The organism is Sphingobacterium sp. 40-24 (genome assembly GCF_001899705.1).
Taxonomy (GTDB): domain Bacteria; phylum Bacteroidota; class Bacteroidia; order Sphingobacteriales; family Sphingobacteriaceae; genus Sphingobacterium; species Sphingobacterium multivorum.
This window is the reverse complement of record NZ_MKWH01000037.1, coordinates 19,656-44,524: the sequence shown is the minus strand read 5'-3', so window position 1 is coordinate 44,524 and position 24,869 is coordinate 19,656. Positions and strand designations below refer to the sequence as shown.

General features: G+C 40.7%; 23 protein-coding genes and 1 other RNA gene. 9 read left to right on the top strand and 15 right to left on the bottom strand.

Translation table 11 applies throughout. The features are described from left to right. Positions 1 to 7: 7 nt before the first annotated feature. A complete protein-coding gene (gene bioB, locus BGP15_RS14965) occupies positions 8 to 1,087 on the bottom strand; it encodes a biotin synthase BioB (protein WP_286769978.1) in 1,080 nt (359 codons plus the stop codon). A gap of 142 nt (positions 1,088 to 1,229) precedes the next feature. Here bioB and BGP15_RS14960 point away from each other — a divergent pair, with 142 nt between their 5' ends. Continuing rightward, the gene (locus tag BGP15_RS14960; protein ID WP_286769977.1) at positions 1,230 to 2,714 is read left to right on the top strand and encodes an aminotransferase-like domain-containing protein; all 1,485 of its coding nucleotides are present in this window, start codon (positions 1,230 to 1,232) and stop codon (positions 2,712 to 2,714) included. Here the strand turns inward: BGP15_RS14960 and BGP15_RS14955 are convergent. The 5 genes from BGP15_RS14955 to BGP15_RS14935 all read right to left on the bottom strand — a co-directional run bounded on the left by BGP15_RS14955 (position 2,711) and on the right by BGP15_RS14935 (position 8,164). Further along, a complete protein-coding gene (locus tag BGP15_RS14955) occupies positions 2,711 to 3,244 on the bottom strand; it encodes a MepB family protein (RefSeq protein WP_286769976.1) in 534 nt (177 codons plus the stop codon). The two genes, BGP15_RS14960 and BGP15_RS14955, sit on opposite strands and share 4 nt — an antisense overlap. Then, complete coding sequence (locus BGP15_RS14950) at positions 3,234 to 3,785, bottom strand: dihydrofolate reductase family protein (RefSeq protein WP_286769975.1); 552 nt, start codon at positions 3,783 to 3,785, stop codon at positions 3,234 to 3,236. Before BGP15_RS14950 ends, BGP15_RS14955 begins: the two co-directional genes overlap by 11 nt. Before the next feature lie 391 nt (positions 3,786 to 4,176). Further along, positions 4,177 to 6,147, bottom strand: a complete 1,971-nt coding sequence (locus tag BGP15_RS14945; RefSeq protein WP_286769974.1) for a DUF3858 domain-containing protein — start codon at positions 6,145 to 6,147, stop codon at positions 4,177 to 4,179. 180 nt (positions 6,148 to 6,327) lie between these two features. After that, positions 6,328 to 7,599 carry a TonB family protein gene (locus BGP15_RS14940; protein WP_286769973.1) on the bottom strand — a complete coding sequence of 424 codons (1,272 nt, stop codon included), beginning with the start codon at positions 7,597 to 7,599 and terminating at the stop codon, positions 6,328 to 6,330. Next, the gene (locus tag BGP15_RS14935) at positions 7,586 to 8,164 is read right to left on the bottom strand and encodes an RNA polymerase sigma factor (RefSeq protein ID WP_070565798.1); all 579 of its coding nucleotides are present in this window, start codon (positions 8,162 to 8,164) and stop codon (positions 7,586 to 7,588) included. Before BGP15_RS14935 ends, BGP15_RS14940 begins: the two co-directional genes overlap by 14 nt. 80 nt (positions 8,165 to 8,244) lie before the next feature. Between BGP15_RS14935 and BGP15_RS14930 the strand changes: the two genes are divergently transcribed. Genes BGP15_RS14930 through BGP15_RS14920 form a run of 3 tightly spaced genes read left to right on the top strand, consistent with a single transcriptional unit; the run spans position 8,245 to position 10,751 of the window. Continuing rightward, positions 8,245 to 10,107 carry a vWA domain-containing protein gene (locus BGP15_RS14930; protein WP_286769972.1) on the top strand — a complete coding sequence of 621 codons (1,863 nt, stop codon included), beginning with the start codon at positions 8,245 to 8,247 and terminating at the stop codon, positions 10,105 to 10,107. Between the two features lie 16 nt (positions 10,108 to 10,123). Further along, positions 10,124 to 10,285: a hypothetical protein gene (locus BGP15_RS14925; protein WP_286769971.1), complete on the top strand. Its 162-nt coding sequence runs from the start codon at positions 10,124 to 10,126 to the stop codon at positions 10,283 to 10,285. 55 nt (positions 10,286 to 10,340) lie between these two features. Next, positions 10,341 to 10,751, top strand: a complete 411-nt coding sequence (locus BGP15_RS14920; protein WP_070565800.1) for a hypothetical protein — start codon at positions 10,341 to 10,343, stop codon at positions 10,749 to 10,751. Between the two features lie 241 nt (positions 10,752 to 10,992). Here the strand turns inward: BGP15_RS14920 and BGP15_RS14915 are convergent, their stop codons facing one another. Together BGP15_RS14915 and BGP15_RS14910 are read right to left on the bottom strand one after the other, a co-directional pair. Beyond that, on the bottom strand, positions 10,993 to 11,412 hold the full coding sequence (locus BGP15_RS14915) for a DUF6266 family protein (protein ID WP_286769970.1): 420 nt from the start codon (positions 11,410 to 11,412) through the stop codon (positions 10,993 to 10,995). 284 nt (positions 11,413 to 11,696) lie between these two features. Continuing rightward, positions 11,697 to 12,191 (bottom strand): hypothetical protein, encoded by a 495-nt coding sequence (locus tag BGP15_RS14910; RefSeq protein ID WP_112375554.1) that lies wholly within the window; start codon positions 12,189 to 12,191, stop codon positions 11,697 to 11,699. A 179-nt stretch (positions 12,192 to 12,370) separates the two neighbouring features. On the opposite strand from BGP15_RS14910, the gene BGP15_RS14905 reads away from it, so the two are divergent. Beyond that, positions 12,371 to 13,423, top strand: a complete 1,053-nt coding sequence (locus BGP15_RS14905; protein ID WP_286769969.1) for a hypothetical protein — start codon at positions 12,371 to 12,373, stop codon at positions 13,421 to 13,423. Here BGP15_RS14905 and BGP15_RS14900 read toward each other — a convergent pair. Beyond that, complete coding sequence (locus tag BGP15_RS14900; protein WP_286769968.1) at positions 13,420 to 13,908, bottom strand: helix-turn-helix domain-containing protein; 489 nt, start codon at positions 13,906 to 13,908, stop codon at positions 13,420 to 13,422. The genes BGP15_RS14905 and BGP15_RS14900 overlap by 4 nt on opposite strands. 439 nt (positions 13,909 to 14,347) lie before the next feature. Continuing rightward, on the bottom strand, positions 14,348 to 14,530 hold the full coding sequence (locus BGP15_RS14895) for a hypothetical protein (RefSeq protein ID WP_070565808.1): 183 nt from the start codon (positions 14,528 to 14,530) through the stop codon (positions 14,348 to 14,350). A 263-nt stretch (positions 14,531 to 14,793) separates the two neighbouring features. Here BGP15_RS14895 and BGP15_RS14890 point away from each other — a divergent pair, with 263 nt between their 5' ends. Together BGP15_RS14890 and BGP15_RS14885 are read left to right on the top strand one after the other, a co-directional pair. Then, positions 14,794 to 15,681 (top strand): sugar phosphate isomerase/epimerase family protein, encoded by an 888-nt coding sequence (locus BGP15_RS14890; protein WP_286769967.1) that lies wholly within the window; start codon positions 14,794 to 14,796, stop codon positions 15,679 to 15,681. Between the two features lie 117 nt (positions 15,682 to 15,798). Next, positions 15,799 to 16,617: a universal stress protein gene (locus BGP15_RS14885; RefSeq protein WP_070565812.1), complete on the top strand. Its 819-nt coding sequence runs from the start codon at positions 15,799 to 15,801 to the stop codon at positions 16,615 to 16,617. 58 nt (positions 16,618 to 16,675) lie between these two features. On the opposite strand, the gene BGP15_RS14880 is transcribed toward BGP15_RS14885, so the two are convergent. Together BGP15_RS14880 and BGP15_RS14875 are read right to left on the bottom strand one after the other, a co-directional pair. Continuing rightward, entirely contained in the window at positions 16,676 to 17,119 is a 444-nt protein-coding gene (locus tag BGP15_RS14880; protein WP_286769966.1) for a hypothetical protein, read from the bottom strand. Positions 17,120 to 17,203: 84 nt separating this feature from the next. Next, a complete protein-coding gene (locus tag BGP15_RS14875; RefSeq protein ID WP_286769965.1) occupies positions 17,204 to 17,707 on the bottom strand; it encodes a GNAT family N-acetyltransferase in 504 nt (167 codons plus the stop codon). Positions 17,708 to 18,272: 565 nt separating this feature from the next. On the opposite strand from BGP15_RS14875, the gene BGP15_RS14870 reads away from it, so the two are divergent. Together BGP15_RS14870 and BGP15_RS14865 are read left to right on the top strand one after the other, a co-directional pair. Further along, positions 18,273 to 19,466: a DUF5009 domain-containing protein gene (locus tag BGP15_RS14870; RefSeq protein ID WP_286769964.1), complete on the top strand. Its 1,194-nt coding sequence runs from the start codon at positions 18,273 to 18,275 to the stop codon at positions 19,464 to 19,466. A gap of 86 nt (positions 19,467 to 19,552) precedes the next feature. After that, positions 19,553 to 20,584, top strand: a complete 1,032-nt coding sequence (locus BGP15_RS14865; protein ID WP_286769963.1) for a glycoside hydrolase family 18 protein — start codon at positions 19,553 to 19,555, stop codon at positions 20,582 to 20,584. Positions 20,585 to 20,619: 35 nt separating this feature from the next. Here BGP15_RS14865 and ssrA read toward each other — a convergent pair. The 3 genes from ssrA to BGP15_RS14850 all read right to left on the bottom strand — a co-directional run bounded on the left by ssrA (position 20,620) and on the right by BGP15_RS14850 (position 24,703). Next, positions 20,620 to 20,987, bottom strand: a transfer-messenger RNA (tmRNA) gene (gene ssrA, locus BGP15_RS14860). A gap of 305 nt (positions 20,988 to 21,292) precedes the next feature. Beyond that, entirely contained in the window at positions 21,293 to 23,326 is a 2,034-nt protein-coding gene (locus BGP15_RS14855; RefSeq protein ID WP_286769962.1) for a M3 family metallopeptidase, read from the bottom strand. Positions 23,327 to 23,497: 171 nt separating this feature from the next. Beyond that, on the bottom strand, positions 23,498 to 24,703 hold the full coding sequence (locus tag BGP15_RS14850; RefSeq protein WP_236560274.1) for a pyridoxal phosphate-dependent aminotransferase: 1,206 nt from the start codon (positions 24,701 to 24,703) through the stop codon (positions 23,498 to 23,500). Positions 24,704 to 24,869: the final 166 nt, after the last annotated feature.

The following is a 24,869-nucleotide window of genomic DNA, read 5'->3' as shown; positions in this document are numbered from 1 at the left end:
GGGTTTGTTATTTGTCTTGCTGTTTAGCGATGTTACGCTGGATTTTATGTTCTGGTCTTGACCATCTTGGTCTTTCACCAAGATCATGGTAATGCGCCATCTCCGTTGCGATGGTTTCGGGTTGATTTTTTTTCTCGAAAGGCTGCTGTGCCACTAACCCCAGTGTTTTAAACATATCCATATCTTCGTTGATAGCGGGATTGGGCGTGGTGAGGAGTTTGTCGCCCGAGAAAATCGAATTGGCTCCTGCGAAAAAGCATAAAGCTTGTCCCTCTGTACTCATGTTGGTACGCCCTGCAGAAAGGCGAACCTGTGTGGTGGGTAATAAAATTCGGGCTGTAGCGACCATGCGTACCATTTCCCATATCGAAACTGCTTCCATGACCTCCATTGGAGTACCGGGTACAGGAACGAGTGCATTGATCGGTACCGATTCGGGTTGTGGAATGAGCGAAGCAAGCGTGACCAACATCGCTGCACGGTCGGCGATACTTTCTCCCATCCCAATAATACCACCGCTACATACCGTTATGTTGGTTTTACGGACATTTTCGATCGTTTGCAGGCGATCATCATAGCTTCTGGTCGAGATAATTTCCTTATAGTAGTCGGCAGAGGAGTCGAGGTTGTGGTTGTAGGCGTATAGTCCGGCTTCTGAAAGACGATGTGCCTGGTTTTCGGTCAGCATACCTAGTGTGCAGCAGACTTCCATGTCAAGTCTATTCAATGTGCGGACCATCTCCAGTACATGATCAAACTCAGGACCATCTTTAACATTACGCCAGGCGGCCCCCATACAGATTCGTGAGCTACCGCCAGCTTTGGCCGCCAGTGCCTGCTCCTTTACCTGCTCTAGGCTCATTAGGCCTTCCGCTTTTACATTCGTATGGTAACGTGCGGCCTGTGGACAATAGGCACAGTCTTCGGGACAGCCACCTGTTTTTATTGAGATCAATGTGGACACTTGTACTTTGTTGGGGTCGTGATATTTCCGATGTATCGATGCCGCTTCATAAAGAAGATCCATTATTGGTTTGTTGTATAAAGCAACAACTTCTTCCTGCGTCCATAGTGGTTTTGTTTCCATATTATTGCTAATTTTTATGCTAAAGTCAGGTCTATTTTGCTCAATGACCATTGGGATTGAGTAAATCAACGCGATTATTTTTTCTTGATGATTGCAAAGATTATAGTTTAAATGATAACTTTGGTAGTCCGAAATAAACATAATGAGTAGTCCGGTTAGTATAGGTTTTCATTCCATTATTAAGATAGATCGCCGTAAGGAAGATGCCATCTATCTGCAGATTGTTTATCAATTTATCAATGCCGTCAAACGCAATCTATTGGAAGATGGTGATTTGTTGCCCGGAAGTCGGAAGATTGCTGATGAACTAAATGTGCACCGAAAAACCATTGTAGCTGCTTTAGCGGAATTGCAGGAACAGGGCTGGGTGAAAATTTTACCTAATCGCGGAACTTTTGTGAAAAATCCTGAGCGTATCGGTACCTCCAGGTCTGCAGTTAAGGCATTTAGACAGCCGCCTGATTTTGCACCTTACTTTTTTAGAAAGGAACTCATCTTAGATATGCCCATTTCAGAGGTTCCCGAAAGGTACTATTTTACGGATGGAACACCGGATTATAATGTCATTGGAACGGAGGAACTGGTGCGTTTTTATGCATCCATGGTGAAACGGAAAAAGAAAAGTGATGATTTTCCGACGACGACTGAAGGGAATTTGTTTTTTAGGGACCAGTTAAGCTATTATCTGAATTTAACAAGAGGATTTCATCTTTCCCGGAATTTCTTGTTGCCTATTGCCAGCCGCGAGCAGATTTTTTCAATTTTATCCCGATTATTGATCCGACCAGGTGATATTGTGCTGGTGGAAAATTTAAGTTATTTTTTACCTAACATGATCTTTAGTCAAGCTGGGGCCAAGCTAAAAACCATTCCGGTAGATGCGGAGGGGATGAATGTAGATAAAATCGGAGATCAATTTAAACCCGGAGAAATCAGGTGTGTTTACCTCAATACCAGATGTCAGTATCCAACGACGGTTAACCTTTCCGAGCGGAGGAAAATTCAATTATTAGCGTTGGCCGAGCAGTATAACTTTATCATTATTGAGGATGATGTGGATTTTGAGTCTTCTTTTTTTAAGGAGAAAGGCGAATCACTTTTTCGGAAAAATGGCGGTAACCGCGTGATTTATACAGGTGCTTTCGGTAGTTTCTTTGATCCTGGTTTCCAAATGAACTTTTTGATCGCACCACAGGATCTGTTGGATGAAGGTAAAAAGTATTTGAATATCTTCGGAAAACCGAATTTTATGATCGAGAAAACCTTGGGTGAAATTATCCATCAGGGTGATATCTTTCGGTATCAGCGTAAATTTCAGAAAACAATTGCTGAGCGAAAAGAATTGTTTGCCCAATTGCTGTTACGGCATTTTGAAGATCAGATCCGGTTTGAAATCCCGTCCTCGGGACTGGCTTTTTGGATACAGTTTAATCGGGTTGTTTCGCTGACAGCCTTGCAAGAAAAAGTGCGGTTGCTAGGACTCTTGTTGCCGAGTAATTGCCTTTATCAAAATAAAACCGTTACAGCATTGCGGTTGGGGTTTGCCCATCTTGACGAACAAAGTATGGTGACGGCAATTTCTTTGTTGCGTGCTGCTTATGCCGATTTGGTCGGAAATATCGACTAGTTGCTTTGCAGTATATGGGTCAATTTGTTTTTGGCTTCTTGAGGAGACCCACAGCAATCCACAAAGTATGTGTGCTGCCATTGTTTGCTTTTGGTAGCCTGTTTGTTCATTGGGATGCTCCAATCTGGGTAAATTCGGAACCCGCGTTTACCCTCTTGGCAACCTGCTGTGAGGATTTCATGTTCAATGAGCATCTGTTTTGGAAAAACAAATAAGCCGCAATGCTGGTCTTGCTCAACCAAAATAAGGTAATAATCGAAAGGATCATCTGCAGTAAAGGGGATGGTCTGACCATCGCTGTCACGTTTCCAAAGAGCAACGAATAACCCCACTTTTTTTGGTGTTATCTTAGCCTTCCTAAATTTGAAGTTTTTGTTGCCCAGTTGAAAATTAAAACCATAATAGGCTCTGCCTGGTTGATCTTCCGATAGGAGCGAGCAATGGGGCATAAATATACTTTCGAGCTGATCTAGTACTTTCCTAATCATCTGGTCAGCGATCTGTGGGGCAGCCTGATGGTTAAGATTCATGTTGAGGGATATAGATTAACTGAACAACACCCGATTTGAATGTGACGCTTTGGACAAGTTTTAGGGATAGTCGTTCAGGTAAGTTTTCAAATAAAGGCTTGCCACTTCCCAGGGCAATGGGGTGAACGGAAATGCGATAGACGTCAACAAGGTTGGCTTGGATGAATGTTGTGATTAGACGTGCTCCCCCATATAGCCAAATATCTTTTCCGGGCTGTGCTTTTATTTCCTGAACATGTTCAGTGATATCAGTTTGGATGAAAGTAGCGTTTTCATCTTGTCTTGCTTGACAGGAAAAAACATATTTTTTCTTCGCATGGACATTTTTCCAAAGATTTATTTCCGTTTCATCGGCCGTAGCACCCGGTTGGAAATTACCCCAGGCATCATAGCTCACCCGGCCATAAAAGATGGTATCGACCGAAGCCAAAAAGCCATCGAAATCCATGTCATCATCCATAATGCACCAGTCAACCTCTCCCTGTGAGCCTTCAATAAAGCCATCTAAGGTCATGGCCAGATCCAATATTATTTTTCTCATGTGTGTTATTTGCTTTAAACCTGTTACTTGCGTTCCCGTAAAAATAGGAGCTGGGTTAGCTCAACGGCGGATTGTCAGGATAACATAAAGATAGGGAAATAATAAGGTTTGGCCAAATTGCTGAACAACGGAGCAAAGAAAAAGCCCAGCAAAGAATGTCTGGGCTTTGAGATTATATAAGGGGAATAATACTTGCTAAAAAAGTGAAGACCTAGTCTTCATCGGTGATAATATCATCACCATCTAATTCGAAACCTTCACCAAGGAAGGTATTCTCTAGTTCGAATAAATCTGAATCTTTAATCATTTTACTATTTTTTGATATTCAAAGTTATCACCCTTATTTAAGCTAATCGTCAATATAAAATGAAGTTTGTGTTAAGTGATATCGTTATATTTTTTTGAGTACAACATCTAATTTTTCTGCCTGGATGATCCGACTGAAAAACTCTTTTAAATCAAAATACTCTTCCGGCATAAACAAGGGTTTGTTTAATTGTGTTGCAGATTCGATGATCAGAACATCCGGTGTTGTATTATTGATTTTGAAAATATATCGGGCCGCACGTTCAGGAAGAGCCATACTGATGTTTTTTAACTTTCCTTTCGTTGGATATGCATAGCCTTTTGGCAGTTTGATTTCAATGTAGCACTCTTCTTGGACTAAAGAACCAAAGTCGATCGGATAATTCCGCTCCGTAAGGTTGAAGGGATTCTTGGACATTTTGGTGTCAATATAAGGATTGAATAGAAGTTGTTCATTTTGCAGGGTTGCAAAATTCTTAATCTCAATTTCAAACTCCTCCGTTAGCGGTTTATCAAGGGATTCCCGATTCGATACTTTAAAACTATTGATTTTGATGCGATTGTTTTCTTCATCTATTTTTTCGTAGAATTCTTCTTCAGAATTACTTCCTTGAAGGCGCTCACGCATTTTGGAAGCACCATAACCGTTACGTGAGGTAATCCATTTTCCTTTTAATGCACCATCTTCCGACAGTTCACCGTAGAAGAAGTTACTGTAAGTAGATGCAAGATTTGCCTCGAGCTTTACCCAGTCAGATTCGCCTTCCAGAGGAATTGATCTTCCCTGAAAGTTGACACATTTCATTGGAATATTTCCAAACATCTCATAGGGAGAGGTCGCATCCAGCAGGTAGTAGTTTTCACCTATTTTTACCTGGGCAATGACATGGTTGAACTCTGATATCGCTGGTGCATAGAGCCCTGCATAGCCATTCTCACGTGTCGATAAAATAACAGGGATGGCATCTAGTTTCGCATAACGTAAGGCATTGACCAGTCCAAGGTTAATATCGGCGCTATTGCCTGTTCTTTTTTCGATGGCTTCTTTGATATTTTTTGCGTAGATCGAATGGCGGTTATTCCATTTTATTTGTTTCTGGAAGTAGGTATACAGTCGTACCGCTTTCTCCAGGTCATCTTTTGAATCCTGCAATACCGGTTCAATGAACTCTTTCAATGCCGTTTTTCGCTTTACCTGTCCACCAAAACTTTCGTCCTGTACGAGTTTATCTCTGACATTTTCCCACGTGAGCGAAAAGTCTTTTGTCGGTCCCATTGGAATGCTATACCGACCAAGCTCAAAGAAAATGATTGACCTAAAATTTTTGGAAGAGGTCATGTAATCTTCGGTATGGAAAGCCGGAATATTTTCCATGGTATAGGTGGTTTTATTGCCTAAGACTTCTCCAACTTGAGAATCCAGGCCTGTGTTGTAATTTTCTACCTTCCGGTCACTGACGGCTAATCCCCCCTTTAAATTGGCTTTGTAATGAAAAACTTCGGGAATACGCGTGACGTATTGGCTATAAAGTTTTGGGAGATCTTCCTGAAATTCCCAGGCATTTAAGTTAAAAATAAATGGCGATTCTGTGCGGTAGCGGTATTCAATAATTGTACCTTCTTGGACCTGCGGAATGGCCGCTTTCGTTACCGCATAGTTTTCTGAGGCGTTTTCGTTAAAAATATTCGCTTTCGTCATCTCTGTTTCTACAACCTTATCTCCGACGAGGTGATAGGACGCTCCCTTGATGTCCATAAGGACTTCCCGGTCGTTGCCGCTTTTATATAAAGGGATACTGAAATTAGCGTAATTATAAGCTTCCTTATTTAATATTTTAATGCGGACGTGTCTGAAAAATTGAACAACCGGACCTTTGTTTTTATCATAACTTACTTCGGCTGATCCATATTCGCGTAAGACAAAGGCATTTGCTGCTGTATCTATTTTGTCAACAGTAATGGCAAAATCTTCCTTTTTTATTTTACCGAACGAAAAATCTTGCGCTTGTAGGTATACACCACTAAGCAGGAGGAGGCCAGTGAAAAAACTTTTCATAAAAAATGACTGTATGGTTAAGAATTATAACACTAAAGTATGAAATAATTTTAAATCCAAACCCTTATAAATTAAATTGGTTGAAAAGATAAATGGATCGATCAATTGCGATTGCTTATTTGTCCCGATAGCGAGATAAACTTGTGTTGTAATTAGATAGGATGTGCTCAGATCGCATCCTTACAAGGTGAATTCGAAGCTTAACGTGACATAGCGGTAGTCTTCCCCTTTCCATTTTGGTCCCGAAAGTAGAATCTCTTTGGCTTTGGCATCGAGGTAATCATTTGCACTTTGGAGAACGCTGATATTTGTTGGGAGTCCATCTTTATCGATATAGAAGCTTAAACGGACAGTGCCCTCATAACGGCTTTTAGCTGTTTTTTTCTTGATATAATTGTTGAACGATCTCCAGCCCCAGATAGGTTCGGCACTTTTTGACTTGCGTGAAGACATCGTTGTAACGACGACTTCATCAAGTGAGGCGCCGGAAGGTTGCATTTTGATCGTCGTATTTTTGCTGCGACGCATATTCAATGCGACAGAATTGTAGCCCAGAGCCATGATGTCGACGAGTGAATCCATTGTGCTGGGTTGGATGGTAGCTTGGCCCTGTGCGTCGGTATTTGTCGCAAACTTGCTATTGGGTTGAATGATTGTCACTCCCGAAATAGGTAAGCCTGTCTCTTTGTCCCGAATTGTAAGTTGTAGCGGGGTACCTTGTTGTTGTGGCATCGCAATACCCGGAGCTCTGCCTGCAAGGGTATTGTTTAAACTTGATGTTCCACGAATCATAATGGTTTGGGAAGCATCTTTTTTCTTTGCCATTGGTGCATAACCGATAACAATTGTACTGTCTGCAGGTCTTAATCCAAATACAGGGCGATCATTATTGAGACCTTCCTTCATTTCTTCCAATGATTTTACACGCAGGGATGGTTCCCGGGATAAAACGGTCACCTCTTCGAGTGGATGCTGTTCATGAAGCCGCGTTCGGTTATTATCGGCTAATTGTGGCAAATGATCTTGAGGTCCTATTTTTGATGCAATATCATCTGAAGGAATGATAGAATCTGCTGCTGTAACCTTTGTTTTGGGTTTTTCCTGCGTAATACTTACTTCGGCGGTACGCCTCGCTTCGGATGAATTTTTGTCCTGTTGACGGTAAAGGAGGAGCCCAATCCCCAATACGATCACTGCCGCTGCGGCGATGGCAAGTCTCTTCCAATCAAAGACCTTTATTTTAGCGGTATTATCTTTCTGAACACGTTGTGCAATTTGGTTGTTGATTGTTGTAAGTACGGTTTTATTCTGATCCATTTCCATACCCATAAGAATATCGGCCAGCATGGGGTCACGCTGTGCCTCACGTTCAAGCGCGTACATCTCCGTAGGAGATAATTCGCCGTTGACGTATTTCTTTAAGTATGCTATGTCGTAATTACTGTTGCTCATTCCAAGCCTCCATGCAATTTTTTAAATTCCGTTTCCCATTCTGTATATAGCTCTTTACTTCGTTCAAGCTATAACCGGTAGATTCGCTAATCTCTTTGTAACATTTTTCCTCTAAGAAGAAGAGTCTGACCGACTGCTGCTGTTTGTCTGGCAACTTTTCCAGACAGCCTTCCATGGCTGTTAGCTGTTCTTCTTTTTCATCATATTGTTCATACTGATGCACGTCGCCTGGAAATTTCACAAATTCATCCAAAGAAATTTGAGATTTGTTCTTTTGAGACCTTAAATACATCAAACAATGGTTCTTGCTTAGTACATAAAGCCATCTTGGGAAGTCCTTGATTTCTTGCTTGTTGACTTTATATATTAATTCTTCAAAGATATTCATGACAGCATCTTTGCTCAATTCGGAATCTTGGAGATACCGTAAACAAACATAGTATACCATCTCGGTATGTCGCTGGTATAGATCCCCCAATACCTGGAGCTCCATGGATTCCTGGTAGTGCAGCAAGAGCTCGTGGTCTTGTGCTGTATCTATTTTTGACGACTTGAATGCGAACATTTTATTGGCTAAAAATATTTTTTTTTTCTGGTTTATGGAAATTTAATATTTGTGGCATCCCTTGGCAAAAATGTAAAGATATGAGAGCAATACTTTTTGTAATAGGCTTGTTGCTATCCTTAGGTGGACATGCCAATCAGGGATATGAGGTCAGCGGTAAGGTTGTCGATGCGAATACAGGGACTGCCCTTGCGGGCGTACAGGTGAGCAATGTTGCTACAAAAGCGCTGGTGCGGACCGACGATAAGGGAAACTATCGTATTCAAGTCCTTGACGGTAAAAATACCTTGATTTTTAGTTATATCGGATATCTTGAGCAACGGATAGCGGTCAATCATGGGACAACGATTGATGTGGCCTTGGCGCAACAAAACACCACACTGGATGAAGTTGTGGTGACCGGATCTGAGCGCAGGGCGAAGCGTCAGACGGCGTCGGTGATGAATGTTAATGCAGCTTTGTCAGGGCAAGTATCGGGTCTGTATATTCGAGGGACGGGTTATGTGCCTAATCAGAACCTAGAATCTTATCAAAAAATAAAGGAAAACAAGTTTATCAATCCACGAAAAGAACCTTTATCAACATTTGCGGCCGATGTTGATGCTGCTTCCTATAGTAACGTACGTCGTTTTATCAATTCAGGAACACTACCTGAAAAAGATGCGGTACGGGTTGAAGAGATGATCAATTACTTTCAGTATCAAGTGGCCGGACCTAAGAATGGCGAACCTGTAAATATCGTCACCGAATTGACCAAGGCACCCTGGAATACTACACATCAGCTCATGCGCGTAACATTAAAGGCGAAAGATATACCGACGGCGAATCTTAAAGCTTCCAATCTGGTGTTTTTGATCGATGTGTCGGGATCAATGATGGGACCGGGGCGTCTGCCTTTGGTGAAAGCTTCGCTGAAGATGTTGGTTGATCAACTACGTGCTGTAGACCATGTTGCCATTGTGACCTATGCTGGATCGGCAGGGGTAAAACTGGAGAGTACGCCCGGTGATGAAAAGATGAAAATTAAATCGGCTATTGAGGAGCTGGAAGCCGGTGGAAGTACGGCTGGAGCTGCAGGAATTAAGAAGGCTTACGAAATTGCGAAGCAACAATTTATCAAAGGTGGAAACAACCGGATTATTTTGGCTAGTGACGGCGATTTCAATGTTGGGGAAAGCAGTGACGAATCGATGGAAGAGCTGATTGCCAAAGAAAGTAAATCGGGGGTTTTCCTCACAGTATTGGGGTATGGCATGGGGAATCTGAAGGACAGTAAGATGGAAATCCTTGCAGACAAAGGGCATGGGAATTATGCGTATATCGACAACATTTCTGAAGCACGAAAAGCGATGGTGACCGAATTCGGGGGAACCTTGTTTACCGTTGCGAAAGATGTCAAGATCCAGGTCGAATTTAATCCCAGTTATGTGCAGGCATACCGTTTAGTGGGGTACGAAAACCGCTTGTTGGAAGCTGAAGATTTCAATGACGATCAAAAGATGGGAGGTGATATGGGGGTAGGTCATGTGGTGACAGCCCTATATGAAATTGTACCGGTCGGTGTGGAGTCTGGGATGGTCGGAACGGTAGATCCCTTAAAATATCAACAACAAGCGGATCAGGTAGCTGAGCGGAGAAATGCTGAACTGGCAACCGTGAAATTTCGGTATAAGGAGCCCGAAGGGGAGAAAAGCAAGTTGCAACAAAAGGTGATAGGAACTACTGTTACGGAATTGAATCGCGTGAGTGAAGATTTACAGTTCGCCACTGCGGTAGCGGAACTTGGTCTATTACTTCGTGATTCTGATTTTAAGCAAAAGGCCAGTTTTGATCAGCTCATCGCGCGCGCAAAAGCTTCCAAAGGCAAAGATGAGGAAGGTTATCGTGCTGAATTTATCCGTATGGCAGAGAATGCACGGGATTTATCGAGATCGAAAGAATAACTAAAAATGGCTAAAGATGAATTTTTCAGTAGCAGCAATCGAAATGCGGCTACTGGAAATAAGTTTAGTTTGTGGGGCAATAGGTAAAAAAGTAAATAAAATCTATATTTTTAGTTCATCAATAAAAGGAACGTATTTTGCTTCTGCTGCTTTGCGCTATGTGATATTTGGTGAGTAAGTGCAATCTGAGCGATGTGTTGTTATAGTATATGGAAATAAAAAATGTTAGATAAATGAAGAATTTTTTCTTGTGCTTTCTTTTGGCTATTGGTATTACAGTGCCATCAGTAGCCCAAAATGCGAGCTTGAATAAACAACAGACCATGGCTTATATTAATAAGCTATATAAGGTAGCTTACCGTTATAAGGATACGAAAATTGACACGGTAACGGTAGATGGGAAGGTGTTAACAGTCTTTCTTTCCAGTGGCCAGCATTTTAGAAGTGATATTGCCAAATCAGATGTACTTGTCATTGCAAGAGTAAAATCCGGTTATCAAATTCGATTTAAGTCTTCGCCAAGCACGGATGAAATTTTATGGGCGATCCAAACGGAAGAAGATGCTAAGCGTCTGAAAAATGCATTGGAGCATTTGGTTAAAATCGTAAAGACCGAAAAAAAGACAGATCCTTTTGGAAGTTAAATCGTAATCGGGGATCCGTTGGGTAATAGAATGTTCGGCAAGGTATGAGCTTGCCGAACTGAATAGAGAAAGTAGTAGGACTTGCACATGGATATGTGTTGAGGATTGCTGAGGGGGTAACCAAATGCCTACTAGATATAAAGACGATTGGCTTCATGGCCGAAATTGATGTGGCTGTTGAAACCATCGATTGTAAATCATATCGCTTATACGAAGTAAGCATATTAACATGAATTCGGTGTTAAAATGTTGTTATCTTATTGTGATTAAGTGTGTTGTGTGTTTGTTTTTGAATTATTTTATTTCTCCTGTTGATGAATTTAATTCCCGGGCTTATGGCAATCTTTTCATAATCGATATGAAAACCTTCATCGTCTTGTTGCATGGCATGGTGAAGGTTATAGGACATCGCTGCATTAAATGCTGTCATATTTTTGGCGGAGGTTGAGAAGCCGAGCCGTATGACTTTTGTGTAAGGACTTAAGAATTGTTGCATAAGTCCAAATTTGTTTCGGTTGTTCACTTCCTTTTCAGAAAGTGCTCTTTTTTTATTCACCCTCGGAAGAGACCTGACATAATTGATCTCTTTCCATTTACAAAAAACAACTGCCCCCACTTTGCCCGAGGGAGGACCATTTACACCCTGTGTTACATTTGCCATAGTATTAAATTAAATGTGTAGGGGTACTAACACACAACGAATAGATAAGTTTAGTTTAATCTGTTAAATAATTGTAAATAAGGTGTTACGTAATAGGGAGTTAATAGGTAGTTAAGACGGCTTCATCCGAATGAGGTCCCTATAAGGTCCCTACCAAATCCCTTTAATTGCATTATTTTTTTTGGGATGAGATCGCTTGTTGCTTACTTAATGGTTTGCACAAAAAAAGCAGATCCGAGGAGTGATCTGCTTTGACTGATATATATTAGAAGTTGGCTGCTACGTTAACCTAGTAGTAAGGTAAATAGTGGGATCAGGGCAACTATAGAAACCATCATTGTAATACGTTTTTGAAGATATAAACTAATAGACAAGATCAATTCGCTATGTTCAAAGCTTTCTATTTTCCCTCCATTTTTGAGCGAAGAAGGTTTGATTTCGACAACTTCCCCTTGCTCGTTCTCAATTTGCCAGGAGGTCATCCACATATTTTTTGATCTCCACGTGTATTTTTTATCGATTAGGCTAATAGTGGCTTTAGTTGTCCAGGTATCATATTCAATATCGCCGATCAGTTCATTGTTTTGATTGCGAATCTCCGTGTATGGGTTGAAAAATCCCCTATTTTTGAAACGGAACTGATCGTTGTGGATAGAAACATGAGCGTCCAGATTCCAATTGATAGATTCTAAACTTCCTATAACTGCTTCATTGCGGTAGAGGGTTGATTTAGTTCCGAACAAATTATTCTTCCAGTTGTAAATTGATTTCTTTTCCATACCTGTTTATGTTTATAAGTTTATTTTAATTCATTAGTATTAGCCCCGTTCGTTTTGTTACAGTTTTTGGAAATATTTTTTAGAGCCTATTATGGTTATTAGTAGGTGGGGGCATTCTACCTAACATGTCAGATGTCTGCGAAAAAATCCTTATTTTTACCAATTAAATCACATCGAATTTGACACATCAGGAAAAGTCGAGCCAGATTAGGAGGGAAATAAATCTTTCCTACCAGCAGCTTAAAGGAATGTATCCTATCTTAAAAAGTCAGAACAGTATCGGAATGGCTCTATTCGCACTGGCGATCCTGGCAATTGTCGTTGTATCGATAGCTTGGTTTCGCGCTGTTGTTCCGACTTGGCTTATGATTGTTAGTAATGCGTTTTTTATGGGCGTGTTGCATGAAATAGAGCATGATCTGATTCATTGGCTTTATTTTAAAAGACAAAAGGCAATTCATCATTTTATGCTTTTTAGTGTATGGATATTACGTCCATTGACGGTAAATCCTTGGATACGCAGGACCTTGCATCATCATCATAAGTTTTCGGGTACATTACATGATGTTGAGGAACGCAGTGTTACGAATGGCGAGCAGTGGTCGATCAAACGTCTGTTAACAACTCCCGATGTTGTGTTGGGTGGGCTCTTTCGACTGCATCGCATGTTTAACGATATGGACAGCGAGGTGAAAAATGGAAATCTAAAGTTGGAGACTTCTTCAAAACTAAAACGGATTATGTTTTTGAGCATTGTTCCAGTGACGATTTTTGCACATGTGATTTTATATTTCTTTTTTGCAGACCTTTTATTTGGTTGGTTAAGTGAGGTTTTTGAGTTAGATTTGAGTTTTCCACACTATGTTAATAACATGTTGATAAGTCTGCACGGGATCATTTATGTTATTCTATTGCCAAACTTATTACGTCAGTTTTGTTTGCATTTTATTACATCAAACATGCATTATTTTGGTGATGTTGAAGCTGGAAATGTTATTGAGCAGACGCAAGTATTGACAGTTTGGTGGACTTTTCCGATGCAATTGTTTTGTTTCTTTTTCGGTTGGACACATAGCATCCATCATTTTGTCGTCAATGAGACATTTTACGTACGTCATATTGGGCGCAAGAAGGCACAAGAAATTTTGCGCAAGTATGGGGTTCGTTTTAATGATTTGGGAACGTTTAGAAGGGCAAACCGTTTTCGTGAACTTTCCAACAAAGAAGTTTAGTCCTTTTTATTTACCTTTTTTTTACGATAGGTTTTATAGTTACCATGCTGCTGATAGACGAGGGCTCCCTCTTCACAATAGTTGGTAAGATAAACAGAGAATTTGTTGCTTTGGCTCTTGTCAATACCCAATTGGACCAACACTTCCGAAACACGTCGTGCTGAATGGAAAAAATCCGAATGATAGACGAGGTCATCCAGTTTTTTGCTTAGCGTGATTCTTTCCTGCGCATCAGGAGGTAGGGAATAGGGCGAATTAAAAACAATATCATGCTGAAAAAATACCGTCGGTTGGATTTCCAGGCTGCGGCATAAGGTTAAAAAATTTGTGAGCGTTAAGTCTTTTCCTTTTTCTATACCATTGAGTGTTCCTGTTGAAATGCCTGTTAGATGGGATAGATCCCGTAGTGAATAATAAAGATCATTTCGTTTCGCGCGAAAGCGTAAACCAATTGTTTCCAGTAATGCTTTGTCTTCATCCGTCATACAACGAATTGAATGACAATTTGCGCAAAATATAGTTCATTATTTTGTTTAAAAATTTGTACTTATTATTTTTTCTTTTATATTTGTTATAACAGATGATTTAATCGGTACTGAGATTTGTTTAGTAAATAGACTCTACGTCACCGTCCTGTGTAAACCAATATAAAAAGTTATTATCTAGTAGCACACAGGCGAATGAAAAACGAAATTATTTAAGCAGATATTGTCGATTTACCTGGCTTCGGTTTCCAAGAATCCGTCAAGTTCCACCGGAGCCGTGGTAAATTGTCGAGTACGTCGGCACAATGACCGAAATTTTGGTCAGATTCTACCAGATTGTGTATGACGACAAAAGTCGACTTGCCCGGCTTCGGTTTCCAAGAATCCGTCAAGTTCCGCCGGAGCTGTGGTGAGTTGCATGGTTGCGGCTATTCGCCTGTTATTGTCCACTCATAAAATAATAGATCAGATAAAACACAATCAACACACATACTGCAATAATAAGTGTACGCTTGAGATTTCGACCGGCAGGTTCATCATCTTTTTCCTCAACGGCAACATCAGGTAGTTTCTCTTCCTGTTTTTGATCGCTATGTTCGGGGGTTTCATATTTATTTTCCATCACTCAACTTGTTTGTTATTGTAAATAGAACAGTTGCAAGTTGTAAATCGTTGAGTTGGGTATATTTTTATTCCTATAAAAAAGCATGTTATGGAGCGCTGAGCACGCGACGTGAATAAATAAAACGGTAAAGCATTGTGTTTTTTCGAGTATTTGCATACATTGCGGCTATAATTAACGCGACAAACCTAAACAACCTGTAAACCTGCGTTTACAAATAATTTTGCGTTAAACGAAGTCTGTAATAAATAATTGAGCACTAAATGAAAAGAAGAACTCTTATCGGAACATTGGTAGCTGGATGTATGATGTTGGCTGTTAGTCCAACATTTGCACAGCAGAAAGCTGCAAAAAAGGAAATTGGTCTACAGTTATATTCTGTACGTGAAGAAATCGGTAAAAACGCCAATTTCGACCAGATTCTGCAAAAGATCTCAGCATTGGGTTATACAGGAGTGGAAGCTGCTGGATACAAAGATGGTAAATTATATAACTTGAGCCCACAAGAGTTTAAGGCAAAAGTTGAAAAAGCTGGAATGAAAGTGATTTCATCACATGCAACGAAAACGCTATCAGAGAAAGAGTTAAGCTCTGGAGATTTTACAGAATCCCTAAAATGGTGGGACGAATGTATTGCTACGCACAAAGCAGCGGGAATGAAATACATCGTCACGCCTTGGATGGATGTACCTAAAACACTTAAGGATCTGGAAACGCAATGTCGCTACCTGGATGCTGTGGGTGCGAAATGCCGTCAGCAAGGAATCATTTACGGATACCACAACCACTCGCATGAGTTTAGAAAAGTGGAAGATAAAGTGATGTACGATTATATGTTAGAGCATACAAATCCTGAAAATGTATTCTTCGAGATGGACGTCTATTGGGCGGTCATGGGGCAAGTTAGTCCGGTTGATTACTTCAATAAATATGCGGGCAGATTCAAGGCTTTGCACATTAAGGACCACCGCGAAATTGGCCAAAGTGGTATGGTCGGTTTCGATGCAATTTTTAACAATTCAAAAGTTGCTGGCCTGCAATATATTTTTGTTGAGCTGGAAGAAACACGTAACGATATTTATACCGGTTTACAACAAAGTATCGATTATCTGAAAAAAGCATCTTTTGTAAAGGCTAGCTACTTAAAATAGCCAAAAATCGGGAGAAAATTGACCCAGTTGAGACAATTCTCCGTTTGATAGATTTATTATTTTTCGTTAACTTGAATGTAATAAAAAGGGATTTTTTATTGAATTAAATTAGACCATATGAAACGGATTATTGTTGCCACAGACTATGCTGAAGAGGCCGAACATGCCTTAAAGTTTATTATGGAAGTTTTTGCAGGAAAAGAATACGAGCTCGTTTTATTTTCTCTTCAAAATCCTTCCATTCATGCAATGAACGCTCGACTTTCTCCCGATTCTATGTTCAAGATTTTTGAACATCAAAGTAAGGTTTTACGACGTAAAGCCGAGGCGATTACGGCCGAAAGTGGTGTTTTGACTATTCCTTATCTTGCGGCAGGTTTGTTTTATGACCAGATGACAAAATGCATCCAGGAGACGAATGCGGATTTGTTGGTGATGGGAATGGCCAAACGTTCCTTTGATCAGGACATGCTGGGGAATACCACCACGGCAGCAATCAGTAAGTTAAAAATACCTATTCTTTCCGTTCCGCTGGGCGCAAAATTTACGGGACTGGAGCATATTCTTTTTGCCTGTGATATTGTTCGTGGTGTACAAAAGGAAATTCTTGAAAAAGTCAAGGATTTTGCCGCTGAATTTGGTGCGGTACTGGAGGTTCTCAATATTCGAAAAACTGTTGAGCAGCTGAATGAGGAAAAAGGAAAAGAAACACGTGAAACCATCAACGATGTGATGGGAATCGTAAGTTATTACTACAAAAATGTAACCTCCAATGAGGTTGTAAAAGCGATCCGGGACGAAGTAAAAGAGAGCAGTACGGATCTGCTGGTCATGATCCCCTATAAGTACGGTTTTTGGAGCTCATTGACCCACCGCAGTAAAACACGTATGATGGCCTCAGGCCTGGATGTTCCTTTGCTGACTATCTCGATCTAATTTTTTTTAATAAAAGCCCAGGTGAGCTGAGATCAGCTGGGCTTTATCTTGATTGTACTTATTGAAATAGGGGGAGTATCCTATCCCAAATTTGCTGGTAGGCTTTATTGTCCCGGACGATTCCCTTATCTTCATCATAATAATTAGGTGCATCAAAGCTCCCGCCTTTACGCCTCTCTATTGAAAATATATTTAAAACTATTTTTGCTCTTTTAGCTTGTAAAGGGCTGATCAGGAAGTTGAAAATTAATTTCTCTCCTTCTTTGTTGCTTAGGAGATTATTGTTTTCGAGATACGTACTAGTTTGAATAAATCCCGAAGGCCGATCGAGTTGTACAATAAAATAACCGCCATCTTGAAGCACTTGTATTATCTTGCTGTATGCCGAATCACTTGCGATAGGGATGGTTTTAGTACGCTCTGGATTTTGTGCCAACAGGGGGCTGGAAAAGAAGAATACATAAGCAATCAACATCAAGGAGAATTGGATAAAATGTTTCATATTGCCGAATTAAAGATCTTATCTAATGAATACTGTAATTTAACAATTTTATTTTTGATGACGGGTAATTAAATTGTCACGCTGTTATTTAATTCGTATACCTAATATTTTTAGACTACGTTCTTCCTGATCCAAGGTTGCTATATTGGGTAAGTTGGCCCATTCCTTGAAACCCATCTTTTCAAATAATGCGATACTAGGCAAGTTGTGTGCAAAGATAAATCCCAATAAGGTATGTACGCCTAAACCTGGGGCTTTATCAATGCAGTACTGGAGAATCTGTTTACCCAGGCCCCGGCCGCGTTGCTGTTCGTTCAAATAGATACTAATTTCTACTGTTGCATCATAAGCTGGACGACCATAGAAAGATTGAAAACTTACCCAGCCAAGTACCTGGCTATTTACATCTTCTATCATCCACAGGGGTCTTTTCGAAGCGTTGTGTTCGTCAAACCATTTTTGTCTACTGGCGACAGATACGGGACTAGTGTCTGCTGTGACCATGCGAGAGGCTATGGTAGAATTGTATATTTCTACGATGCGTGGTAAATCTTGTTGCGTGGCGTCACGAAATTTTAATTGATTCATGGTTTGTACTGTTTATTTGTTGTTTGGACGACGCTGATATTCTGTCCGAAGATAGCTTGTGTTGCGAAGAACAAGCAGATAAAAAGAATGAATTTCATGTAGATCGGCTGTATCGTAAATTTGTTTTTGTCAAACTTAGATAAATTGCTTTTTATATGCAATACAATACAGATCATAAAAGTAACAATTCGAGCATGTATGACATTTCTTTTTGTGCGTTGACTGGCTTGTAAGTTGTCGTTTATAAGGATCACTGCAGTAAAGTACACGATTTCTGTGTTTTATGAGTAAAATTTACACTAATTTGAACAAATATTTCACTATATAGTGTTATTTTTTTCTCATCTTAGATTATTCAAAGATATCTCATTAGCGTTACTGATGATAAATCTTAGCGAAATAGCCTGTCTTTTCGTTTCGTTATACAGGAATTTTTCTATGCGGGAATTTTTCACCAGGTTCCGGTCGCCATAAAATCACTAAAAAATTATCTAAGAAGGATCCAGGAAAGAGATGGGCTAAGCAGCTACGCTGATAGCTACTTTTTGAACACAACGAATCAATTATGAACGCATTGCAAGCTGTACCTACAATCCGAATCCGTTCAATGGATGTTATGCGTGGTCTTACGCTATTCCTGATGTTATTTGTTAATGACCTGTTTATTCCAGCTGTGCCTAAATGGTTGGTTCATACAGAAGCAGATGAGGACGGAATGGGGTTGGCGGACTGGGTTTTCCCGGGATTTCTTTTTATGGTTGGAGTGGCTGTTCCTTATGCTGTGGCAGCCCGGGAAAAGTTAGGATCGTCGACAACGGTTATTTTTGTTCATATGCTGATCAGAACATTAAGTTTATTGCTTATTGGGGTATTGATATTGAATGGTTCGCGAGTTGATCCACAGCTGACGGGAATGTCGCATTTGTTGTGGTTGGGACTGCTGTATGTATTCGTTTTTCTGATTTGGAATCATTATCCGAAAGATTCTACCTATCAGCTCTTTTTTAAGGGGATGCGTCTTGTTGGTGTAGTGGGTATTATTTATCTCGTATACATGTTTAAAGCCTCTGATGGAAAGGGGCTGGAAGTAGGATGGTGGGGGATTTTAGGGCTGATTGGATGGGGATATTTTGCCGCGGCTTCTATTTTCTTGTTGAGTCGGGGTAGGATAATCGTTGTTGTATGTGGCTGGCTGATATTTTTTCTGCTCAATATTTTGGCTCACACCGAATTAAAAATTGAACTTTCTGGCATTGGACGGTATCTGCATGTCCTATTATCCGGTAATATACCCTGTATTGTGTTAGCCGGAACACTTGTGGGAATGCTTATGAAACGATATGCGGCAACGCCGCGCATCTTGTTGCGTATCTTGTTTCTCCTTGCCACGATCTGGCTGGCTATGGGTTTTGTTTTGCGTTTTTGGTTTATTTTATCCAAAATCCATGGTACGCCGAGTTGGGCATTGGTTTGTTGCGGGATTAGCGTATTGCTTTTGATACCGCTTTATTATTTCATAGACGTGAAAGGCTACCAGCGGGGTATGCGGGTTTTTGAGGAGGCTGGAAAGAACTCATTAACGACCTATCTTGCTCCCGATCTAATCTACTTTATCTGCTGGGGTTTTCATCTTCCCCTGTTCTTCTATAAACAATCGGAGTATATGGGCTTAGCTATTGCCGGTTCATTGCTTTGGGCTTTTGCGATGTTGTGGTATGCGATCTTGCTGAAGAAGCTACCTATTTATCTGAAACTGTAGGTCGCCCATAAGCATCGAATGCGCATACTTTAACGACCATATTTTAGGACAATCAATATCATCTTGAAACAAAATAAAAAGCTATTATGGAATCTAAATTGAAATCAATACTTTGTCGGGCCTTCACTGTTCTATTATTGACCTTACTATTGTACCCTAGTGTAAGTCGTGCACGAGCAAAAAACAAAAAAGTTGTTATCGCCTATGTCACCTCCTGGTCTAAAGTGATGCCTGATCCGACCTATCTGACGCATATCAATTATGCCTTTGCACATGTCAGCGATAGCTTTGATGGCCTGCGTATAGATAATGAATCTAGATTGAAAGCTATTACGGATCTTAAGAAAGCACATCCACATCTAAAGGTATTGTTGTCTATCGGTGGTTGGGGAAGTGGCCGATTTAGTGAAATGGCAGCTGATGAAATGAATCGACAGAAGTTTGCCAAAGACTGTTTACGTGTCGTAAAGGAGTTTAATCTTGATGGTATTGACATCGACTGGGAATATCCAACGAATTCTTCTGCGGGAATTTCGTCTTCTTTAGCCGATACGGAAAATTTCACCTTGCTCATGCACGATATTCGCAAGGCTATCGGTAAGAAGAGACTGTTGACTTTAGCTTCTGTGGCGAGCGGTAAGTATATTGCTTTTGACAAGATTGAGAAGGATGTGGATTTTGTGAATATCATGACTTATGATTCGGGGCACCCGCCGTACCATCATGCGAGTTTGCATCGTTCCGCTATGTCGGGTGGTACAACCTGTGTGGAGGCTGTAAAGGCGCATGTCGAAGGCGGTATGCCTGTGGAAAAATTGGTGCTGGGAATTCCATTCTATGGTCGGGGCAATAAAACTGATGTCAAAGGTTTTATAGATTATAAAGATCTGCTTGCCTTGCAGGGCTTTGAGCAGAAATGGGACGATGAAGCGAAAGCACATTATCTTGTCAACGATAAAGGGGAGTTTGTGTTGACCTATGAAACGCCAGAGTCGATTGCACTTAAATGCGATTACGTACACACGACGGGGCTGCTCGGTGCGATGTATTGGGAGTATGCAGGAGATACAACAGGTGGTGTCTTACGGGATGCAGTCTACAAAGGTATTATGCAATAAACAACAAAGCCGAACTTTAAGTTCGGCTTTGTTGTTTGTGGAGCTGGAGAGATTCGAACTCTCGTCCAGTCATGGTACTGTATACGCTTTCTACATGTTTAGCTTCTCTTTAATTGTCGAGCGAGGGAAGGTGAGTCGCCTACCTATACCGTACGCCGTAGTTGCTGTTTCTCACAAGTGCTTAGCAACATCACACTTGCCAGTTCTATTGTTCGATGCCCCGAATGTTAAACCAAAGAACAGGATCTAACGGGACAAATAGCTATGTTAAGTCTAACTTAAGCAGCTAAGGCGTAGTTTTCTTCGCCAGTTATAATTCTGAAAGTTCAGATTAAAGTGCTCTACTAACAACGCACTACATGCTTACATAACCGTCTCCATCCTGTCAATTCCGGTCAACCCCAATTATGTCCTACAAAGGTACTATTTTTTTGCTAAATGGGCAAGATATACACGATTCTTGTTTAATGCCCTGGTTTTGAATGGAAAACAAATGACGCTTTTATAAAATTACTTAGGATCAGGTATGGCCAGTATAAAACCTATGGAATTCGTGCAATATTAATGTTGCTTGCAATTATACAGTGCGAAATAAAAGTTATTTGATCGGCTGAATGCTCGGTATTTTCACAGGGACTTTGATAGGCAAGGAAGTTCTTGGTATACCTATGTTTCCAATAAAAAAGCTGGATTTTACATCCAGCTTTTTTATAATTTGATCAATCCAGCTCTTTTCAATAGGGGTTCTACCGAAGGCTCCTGTCCGCGGAAGCGTTTGTATAGCACCATTGGATGTTCGGTTCCACCTTTTGAAAGGATATTATCCTTGAATTTAGTCGCGATTTCCTTATTGAAAATACCGTTTTGTTTAAAGTAGTCAAATGCATCGGCATCCAGGACTTCGGCCCATTTATAGCTGTAATAGCCTGAAGAATAACCGCCATTGAAAATATGGGAGAAGGCCGTACTCATGGCATTTTCCTTGACATCGGGATAGAGTTTTGTTGAGGCAAACTGTTCGTCTTCGAATGCTTTCAGATCCGAGATCGAAGTTGGATCCTGTCCATGCCAGCCCATATCCAATAGCCCAAAGCTCAATTGGCGCATAGTCGCCATCCCCTCAAGAAAGGACGCGCTTACGCGGATCTTTTCGACAAGTTCCATCGGAATCACTTCGCCAGTTTCATAGTGTTTGGCAAATAGCTCAAGGGCTTCTTTTTCATAGCACCAGTTTTCCATCACCTGACTCGGTAACTCGACAAAATCCCAATACACAGATGTTCCGGATAGTGTAGGATAAGTGCTGTCAGCGAGCATACCATGTAGGGCGTGTCCGAATTCGTGAAATAATGTTGTCACTTCCTGAAAGGTCAACAGCGAAGGTTTTGACGCTGTAGGACGCGTAAAATTGCAGACAATAGAGACATGAGGACGTTCTTGTTTACCATCTTGAATGTACTGTGGTTTGAAAGAGGTCATCCATGCCCCATTTCTCTTGCCCTTACGCGGGAAGAAATCGGCATAGAAGATAGCCACTAATTCACCATTGTCTTTACTGACTTCAAATGTTTGTACTTCTTCGTGGTAGGTATCTATTGTATCGACTTCTTTGAAGTTGATGCCAAACAAACGATGCGCTACTTCAAAAGCGCCTTGTAAGACATTTTCGAGTTTGAAATAAGGTTTGAGCTTTTCATCGTCCAGATTAAAGCGTTCTTGTTTCAGCTTTTCGGCATAATAGGCGCCATCCCATTTTTCCAGTTGGTCTATGCCATGTAAGTTTTTTGCAAATTGGGATAATTCTGCAAATTCTTTTACTGCTGCTGGTTTCGCTTTTCCCAGTAGGTCGTTTAGAAATTCCTTGACTTTGCCTGGGTCTTGTGCCATACGTTCGGCAAGGACAAAGTCGGCATGGGTAGCGTAGCCTAATAATTTGGCCCGTTCGAAGCGAAGTTTTACAATTTTAAGGACATTGTCCACGTTGTTGTGCTCGTTATCTTGAAATCCTTTGCGGCCTGCCGCGAGGGTAATTTCTTTGCGAAGTTCCCGATTGTTGGCATACGTGACAAAAGGAAGGTAGCTTGGAAAATCCAGGGTAAAAAGCCAGCCTTCTTTTTCGTTGGCTTTAGCCAGAGCATGTGCAGCTTCTATGGCACCCTCTGGAAGTCCGGCAAGATCTTTTTCGTCTGTTACCAACAGCTGGTAGGCATTGGTTTCGGCGAGGACGTTCTCGCCGAATTTCAATTTTAAAAGCGATAGCTCGGCATCTATTTCGCGGAGTTTTCCTTTTTGTTCATCATTCAAAAGAGCTCCGTTGCGTACAAAATCCTTATAGGATTTTTCCAATAGAGTCGTTTGTTCTGCCGTCAATGTCAGTTGATCTTTCTGATCGTATACAGCCTTAACTCGTTTGAAAAGATCGAAATTTAAGGTGATATCATTTCCTAAAGCAGATAATTTTGGGGCTACATCCTGTGCGATTTTTTCAAGATCGGCGTTGGTTTCAGCGGAATGAAGATTGAAAAAGATATTGGACAAGCGGTCTAGTGTTTGTCCTGAGTAAGACATCGCAGCGATCGTATTGTCGAACGTTGCCGTTTCGGGATTGTTGACGATTGCATCGACTTCATCTTTTGTCTGCTGAATAGCTTCATCAAATGCGGGAATATAATCTTCGTTTTTTATCTGTGAAAACGGAGCCGTGTCGTGCTGCGTTTTAAATTTCTCTGTTAAAATACTCATAGGAGTAAATGTAATAAATATTTATTTCAAGCGATAGCATCTACTTAAATTATGGAGCTGAGATGATATTTGACCGAATCGGCGTTTAAGCTGTGTCGAAAACGTATGGGGAATTGGCACTGCATAAAAAAAGAGCTCCTATGAGCTCTTTTTTTATATTGGGATAAGCGACTAGGCTAGTTTTCCTAATGCTTCCTTGATTCTTTTTAAAGCTTCGATCAAACTTTCATCTGAAGCTGCATAGGACAAACGGATGTAGTTGTCGTTACCGAATGAATCTCCACCTACAGTGGCTACGTGACCAACATTCAATAAGTACAATGCCAAATCAGATGAGTTTTTAATGACATTACCATCTTGGTCTTTTTTACCAAAGAACGAAGAGATTTCAGGGAAGAAATAGAATGCACCCTCTGGTAGATTTGTTCTTACACCTGGGATTTCACTCAATAGATCGTATACCAATTGGCGACGACGAGCGAAAGCTTCTTTCATTTTGTTGACAGATTCTAATCCTTGTTCATAAGCGACGATACCCGCACGTTGAGAAATTGAACAGGTACCTGAGGTTGTCTGTCCTTGTAATTTATCATTTGCGGCGGCAATGGTTTTGTTAGCAGCGATATAACCTAAACGCCATCCCGTCATTGCAAATGCTTTTGAAAAACCATTGATGATGATCACTCTATCTTTGATGCTTTCAAATTGTGCGATGGATTCGTGTTTGTCTACAAAGTTGATATGTTCGTAGATCTCATCGGATAGGATAAATACCTGCGGATGTTTTTCGAAAACTTCAGCTAATGCAGCCAATTCATCTTTGCTGTAAACTGTTCCAGTAGGGTTGTTTGGCGAAGAGAACATGAACAATTTGGTTTTTGGTGTAATTGCCGCTTCCAATTGTGCTGGTGTAATCTTAAAGTTATTGTCGATCTCTGTATTGATAAATACCGATTTTCCTTCTGCTAAAACGACCATTTCGGAGTATGATACCCAATAAGGTGTTGGGATAATTACCTCATCACCGGGGTTGATCAAAGTCAAAATTACATTAGACAGGGATTGTTTTGCACCTGTAGAAACAACAATTTGAGAGATATCATAATCTAAATTGTTTTCTGTCTTCAACTTGTTTACAATTGCCTGGCGCAATTCAGGGTATCCCGGTACCGGCGAATAACGCGTCCAGTTTTCATCTAGGGCTTTCTTCGCTGCATCCTTTACATGCTCAGGGGTGTTGAAATCAGGTTCACCTACGCTAAGGCTAATTACATTAACGCCTTTTGCTGCTAATTCGCGGCCCAACTTGGTCATTTTAAGTGTAGCCGATTCGGACAAATTATTTATCCTGTCTGATAAGTATGATGATGTGCTCATGGTAAGACAAAGATATTACATACGTTGCAAATAATCTTCTTTATTTTTGAGAATTTACAAAGAAAAGTAGCTCTTTTATTGGGCTTTTTTAACAAAAGGGCTATTGAAGCGATTTAGCACAGTTATTTAATTGATCCCCGACGTTGGATGTTCAAAACTAATCGTT